The organism is Tistrella sp. (genome assembly GCF_002684955.1).
In the GTDB taxonomy this organism is placed as follows: Bacteria; Pseudomonadota; Alphaproteobacteria; order Tistrellales; family Tistrellaceae; genus Tistrella; species Tistrella mobilis.
In genome coordinates this window covers 1-5,963 of the sequence record NZ_NYWI01000077.1, presented here as the reverse complement: position 1 = coordinate 5,963, position 5,963 = coordinate 1, and the positions used below count along the sequence as shown (strand labels likewise).

Annotated in this window: 1 protein-coding gene; it reads right to left on the bottom strand. The window is 63.7% G+C overall.

What is annotated here, in order from left to right; genetic code table 11:
- Window positions 1-258: 258 nt before the first annotated feature.
- Window positions 259-3,552 (bottom strand): reverse transcriptase domain-containing protein, encoded by a 3,294-nt coding sequence (locus CMO28_RS26585; RefSeq protein WP_296719591.1) that lies wholly within the window; start codon window positions 3,550-3,552, stop codon window positions 259-261.
- Window positions 3,553-5,963 lie beyond the last annotated feature (2,411 nt).

Genomic DNA, 5,963 nt, shown 5'->3' with positions numbered 1-5,963 from the left:
GGTTAACTAATTACTACTTTTTTTTTCGCGCGCATCGCTCTTGAAAGAGTCTCATCTGGAAAAGCGCGCGGGAAAACAGCCCTTCCTTCCTTCCTTCCCTCCTTCCTTTCCTCCGGGCTCACTGGAACGCGACACGGAAAAGAACAAAAGAAAACAAAGAAAAGAAGAACTACTGAACTACTGTAACTACTAGTACACTACTTGCCAGACGCTGCGCTCAGCACTCCGGCCCCCGAGCTGGGGCTGCTGGACGAGTGCTCACACAACCCGCGACGGCTCCGGTGCGATGTCGGCCCACGCGAGGACCGACGCGAGCGGCGGCGAAGCGTGCGGAGCGACCACTTGCGGATCCTGGCCCAAGATGCAGTCAATCGCCGCGGATTGCGCCTGCATCGCCAAGATGCTCCACCATCGCCGTGTGTAGGCCAACTCGGCAGAGCGCCGCAGCAGTGGGTGGAGGGGCGCCGCCTTCATCCGCACGAGGTCGCGGACAACGGTGAAGACGTCCGGGCCCCATCGTCCGCCTTCCTCGCACGCTAAGACGACATAATGGACGCGATCAGAAGCAACTAGTTCGGGGTAGTCGTCGTGCTTCTTGTCCGTGAGGCGCTCGATCGCCTTTCCATCTGTCGTCGCCGCGTCTGGGTATGGCCGCCCGTTGGCGTGAAGTGCACTGCCCATGCACATGTCCCCCACCACCGGGCGGCCGTTGCCGATGGACATGCCCCGGATGAAGACGTCCGCCTGGCGTCCGTCGTCGGCTGGGACCGTGGGCACGAGCTCGCGCACCAGCGGGTGCTCGCTCGCGGTCACCGTGGACTCCCTCCACAACGGCCGAAACGCCCGCTCGAATGCTGCGCCGCGCCGTCTGAGGCCGCCGTCGCGTGGCCACGCCGCGCCGTAGTCGCCAAGCGCGTCCTGCCGGTGGCCCGTGACCAGTGGGAGGCGTGCGCGGCGGCGAAGCATGCCATTCATGCGCTCTGGAGTCGCCACCGTGTAGGCGCACCGCGGCAGCGCGGTGAGGTGGTCCCCCGCATGCGCGCCACTCTGTGACCGAAGCCGTGCCTGCGTGGCTGCGTCGAGGCTGGGCATCACTGCATACTCTCTATGTCGGGTTAGAAGTCCGAGAGATGCATAGAATTGCCAGCCATGCGGCCATTGGCCAGGCTCGTCGTCGTCACTAGCGCTGCGCTCGGGTGGCCGCGCGCCCTCCACGAGTTCGCGCCACGTCGGCTTAAGGGCGAAGCTAGGGTTCGCCACCACCCCTTCAGCTGCCTCCACTTGCGCCACGCAGGGGATCAGCGAGCCGCCGCGCTCCAGCTCCTGCAGGACGCGGTCGCCCAGCGCCGGGACGCGTTCGGCGATGATCGGCAAGATATCCGCCCATGCTGCCCAATATGCTGCAGGCGAGAGCAGCGTCATGGAGCGCAAGCCCAGCCCGCCCATGACGATCGGCAGAAAGGCTATCTGGCGCGCGGCGTCGACGGCCGGGTCCGGGCCTACGTTGGGCGGATGCCTCTCCGATCGCTGCGCTGCACCCCTCCCCCCTCCCCCCGACAGCTCTGGAAGTGGCTCACTGTCTGCTGGTACGTCGTCTGACTCAGAGTCCAGAGGAGACCGTGAAGCTACTTCGAGCTGTGACTGCCGCTGGCTGCTGCTACCTTTACCGCTACCTTTTTCCGCAGAAGCCCTATCTATGGGTAAGTCAGATGCTCGCGCGTGGCTCCGTGCGGGTCCCGGCGCGTAGCCGATGAGGTCCAAGAACGTGGCCCAGATGCCCTCGTCGTGCGCGCGGGCGTAGTCCGCGACGACGTCCGGCGGGAGCGCGCGAATGAGGTGGTTGGCCCGCGGAACCGCGCAATATAGCAGCAGCAACCACGCCGCTTGGAGATCTGGCACCTCCTTGAGACGTTCCCAGAAGCGCGACTGAACCTCCAAGCGGCTGTCGAGGAAGCGTTGCACGAACTCCGGGTGGCCCACCGGTGTGCCCAAGATCACGATGCCATTGTTGGCCGCGGCCAGATCCCCCTTCCAAATTGGTTCCTCCGGGCGCGGAGCGCCATCAAGAAGGTCGTCGATTCCCGGAGGCTCCGCGCCTCCCCCACGCCCCCAAATCTGGAACTTGCCAAGTTTTGGCTCAACGCCGGCGTGCTCGTGAATGTGCGTCGCTACCATTCGCGCAACCGTCGCGGCTCGGTCCTTTGGCGTGATCGTATAGACGTCGTCCAAGAACGCAAACAGCAGCTCGCCCGGTTGCAAAGACTCTGCCGCCCGTCGTAGAGCAGCATGGACAGCCAGGCTGAAGAGGAGAGGCGACAAAGGGTCACCTTGCTCTACGCCCTCCGCTTGCGGGATGTGGTGCACTACTCCTGCTTCGTCACGCCACGTGTACATGGATGGGCGGCTGTACCACAAGCGGACGAACGGCAAGAGTTTCTCCAATTCCGGGCTGTTTCGGAGCTCCTCCAAGAAGCAAGCGCGCGAGACATGGTCATATGCTCCCACCCCATCCAAAGAGGCAACAGTTGTGTCATCATCCATATCCGTAAGGAGCCGCGTCATAAGAGCCACGCAATCGACTCCAGCTCTCGTCGAGAGGGCGAATTGGAAGGGACTCGTGGCGCGAAGTACTGTGTCCGAATACTGCTGGGCGATGGTGCGCGCTACCAACCTCCGTAAAACGATCCCCGTCGCGATCCCACGCACGTCTCCCGTCGGCGCGCCGGTCTCGTTCAATTTCTGGAGAGCGGTTAAGTGCGCGACTGCCAGTCCGGCGCGGATGGATTCGGGAATTGCCCCCTCTGCGATCTTCTGCGCCATAAAGTACAAGTTATCCGCCGCGCGGATGTCTTCCAGCAGCGTGCGGTAATGCTCGTGGCGCGTGCCACATCGACGAGGCGCTGACCCGCGCTTGGCGGACCGCACGTTTTCCAGGAACTTGCGTTTGTCTAACGCCAGCGCGGACTCCGGGACGTGCTGTAGGTCCTCCGCGCGAATAGGCTTGAACAGCTCCGTCGGACGCCGGCGCGGGTCCGCGAGCTTGTCCAGCGTCGCCTGCGTGCCCGGGGCTAAAGGCGACGCGACCAACTTCTTCGCTGCTCGCGAGAGCTCGCCGCGGCGCACCTTCTGGATGACCGCTTCGAACAGCGCCGCCTCTGGTCCAAGCGCCCCCGCCTCCAGCTCGGGTCGCCACTCGTCCGCCTGGGCTCCCCGACGTCCCGGTGGGCGTGGAGCTGGGCGGGCCGGAGCCGCGCGCTGCGCATCACGGAGGAGGCCGAGCCAGTCACCCCGGTAGAAGCGGCGCACCCGTGCCTGAAAGATAGCGCGCCCCTCGTGCCCGTGCTCTTCCGTGCGCGCGAGGAGCATGCGTGCGGTAAGGAGGTGCAGCTTGAAGGCGCGCTCTTGGTCCTGCAGGCCGAACTCGGCCAAGGTGTGGGTGTCCGCGAATCGCTGCAATGCGTAACCCTGGAGTTGGATGAAGTCGGACCGGACGCTCTCGGGCGGGTCAATGGTAGTCGTGACATCTTGTGCAAATACATCCGCCAAAGTCACGCCGTCGAGCTGCTCCCAGACCCACTGTGCGAAGTTGTTGTGCCGTGCGTCCCACGGGTGCCGCTCTGGAGGACCGGGTGGGCTCGGCGCGGGGTCTGACGGGAACGGACTGCCGTTCGGGCTGCCGCCGCCCGGGCTGTGCCCGTCGTCGTCGTCGCTATCGTCGTCGTCTCCGTCCCCATCTGGGGGCCCGCCGGCCCGTCGTCCCCGGCCGCGCCCTCGTCCTCGTCCTCGCCCACGCCCCCGTCCGCGTCCGCGGCCACTCCGGCGGCCCTGGCCAGGTGCGTCTGGTAGGCCCCCAGGCTGCTGTCTGGGTGAAGCGCGTGGGCTCATCGCGAGGTCGGACGGAGAGGCGCGGCCCGTGCCCTCCTCCATGGATCCACCAGCCACTGGAAGCCGTGCGAGGTCGTCTAGCCGTAGGCCTACGTGCGGACGATCAAGTGCCGATTGCGGCGCTGCTGCTGACCCCCCCTCTGCCTGCGCTGCAAAATTTTGGTCACCTTTTCCCTGCCCGGAATTCTGTCTTTGGCGCCAATCGCGGAGAACAAGTTGCTGGGCCGAAAGCGGGCCCTTCCCCAAAGAGGGGCCGCATTTTCCAGCGCCTGTTTTGCCGGCCGGAGCACCGAGGACCTCGTGTGCTCGTGCAGATGCACTTGAAACTGGATTTTCGCTAAAATGAATTCCATGTTCGTCCGCGGGGGAATCTCGACCGACACCCGGATTTCGCTCGGCTGAAGTAGGCATAGATATGCTCGGTGAAATCGACATGTCTCTGCTCTCCAGCGAAAGAGCTGGCTGTTCCCGGGCCGTGGAGTCCATGGGAATCGACAATTCTCTACTACCCAGCGTGGCGTGTTCGTTCTCGGCTGGAGAAGGGTGAAGATCTTCGTTGCTTGCGGATGGTAATGGCGAGAATCCGCCACTTTCATGTTCAACAAATGGTGGATCGTTCGCGGCTCGGGATGCAAGACTTCCATTTTCGTGTGGTGAAAAACCTCCATTTTCGTGTGTTGAAGAACCTTTTCCCTTACCAGCTGTTGGAGTCGTGGGGGCGCGCTGTGCTGGTGGTAGTTCGCGGTCGTCGGCGGCTGCCGTCGTCGGCGCGCCCATATCTGAATGCGGCACGCCGTCGTCGCGTGGAGTGGTCCGTGACGTCTCGCGTCGGAGATGACGCGGCTCCTCGGCTGCAGCTGCACGATCTCGTCCACCATGGGCTGCGGCAATCTCGCGTAGATGGCTGTGGCGACTTCGGATGATTGCGTTCATGTGTGCGGCTCGAATCCTCGGCCTTGCCCGCCTCCACCAGGTCGCGATGCGCTGGAGATTAGGTAATCCTAGCTGATTTTCCCGCAGCCGAGAATCTAATTCTTCTAAGTCGCCTAGAGTCCAATCTGCCACACCGTGGGAGCTGTCGTAAACACCCTCTTGCAATGACGCGAAGAAGCTCTCTACGTCAAACGCGGCTGTCGTGGGTGAATCGAAAACTGTGCCACTTTCATTTTCTATGCTTGTTTCGGGTGAAATTGACATGTCATTACTACCTAAATCATTTAGTCCCTGAGCTAAAGTGAGCGGATCGGCCGGGGGTCCGCCGTCAGCGCGCGCGGCGAGCTCGGGAGCCGCCGGCGCGTGAGCGGCGGGATCGGCGGAAGGATCCGCGGAAAGCGGCGCTGTCGCGGCCGTGGCCCCGGCAGGCTGCGCATCTTGCTCCACTGGGCCGTCTGCAAGATCGAGGTCTTGCCTACGGCTCCGAGCTGACGCAGGTAACGTATCCCGGAGAACCGGGGTCTGTGCAGCACGCTGCGCAGAAGACTGTAGATCATCCGAGCCTAGACCGTGCGCCCCTGCAGAGCGGCTCATGATCAGTCTGAATCGTTGTGCGAATGCATTATCGGAGTCGTCATCCTCTGAATCGGTGTCCTCTCCCGAATCCGATGGGTCTGTGTGGTCCGAACTATCAGAATTTCTGCCGAGATCGGGCATGTCAAGGTCAGAGTCGGAATCAGCCGGCTTATCAGCAGAGTCTGCCGGTGGCGCGGCCAGTGGGCCACGTGTGAGCGGCGGCGGGCTCGATGCCCCGTCGCTGCCCCCACTGGGAGCATCCACTCCCGCCGTCGGTGGAGGTCCTGGGCCATCTGCAAGACCCGAGTCTTGCCTCCGGCGAGCAGCTGGTCGAGAAGCAGCTCGCGGAGCTGCAGGCTGCACAGACTCTTGCTCGCTCGCGGCTGTTTGGCTGTTTCCTACAAGTTGCGATGCTCGCTGTGCAGCTGGCTGAGCAGCTGGCTGCGCAGCTGGCTGTGTTGCAAGGTGTGCAGCTGGCCCAACGGGAGGCAGAGCAGCCGGCGGTGCAGCTGGCGGAGCAGCTGGCGGAGCAGCTGGCGGAGCAGCCGGCGGAGCAGCTGGCGGAGAAG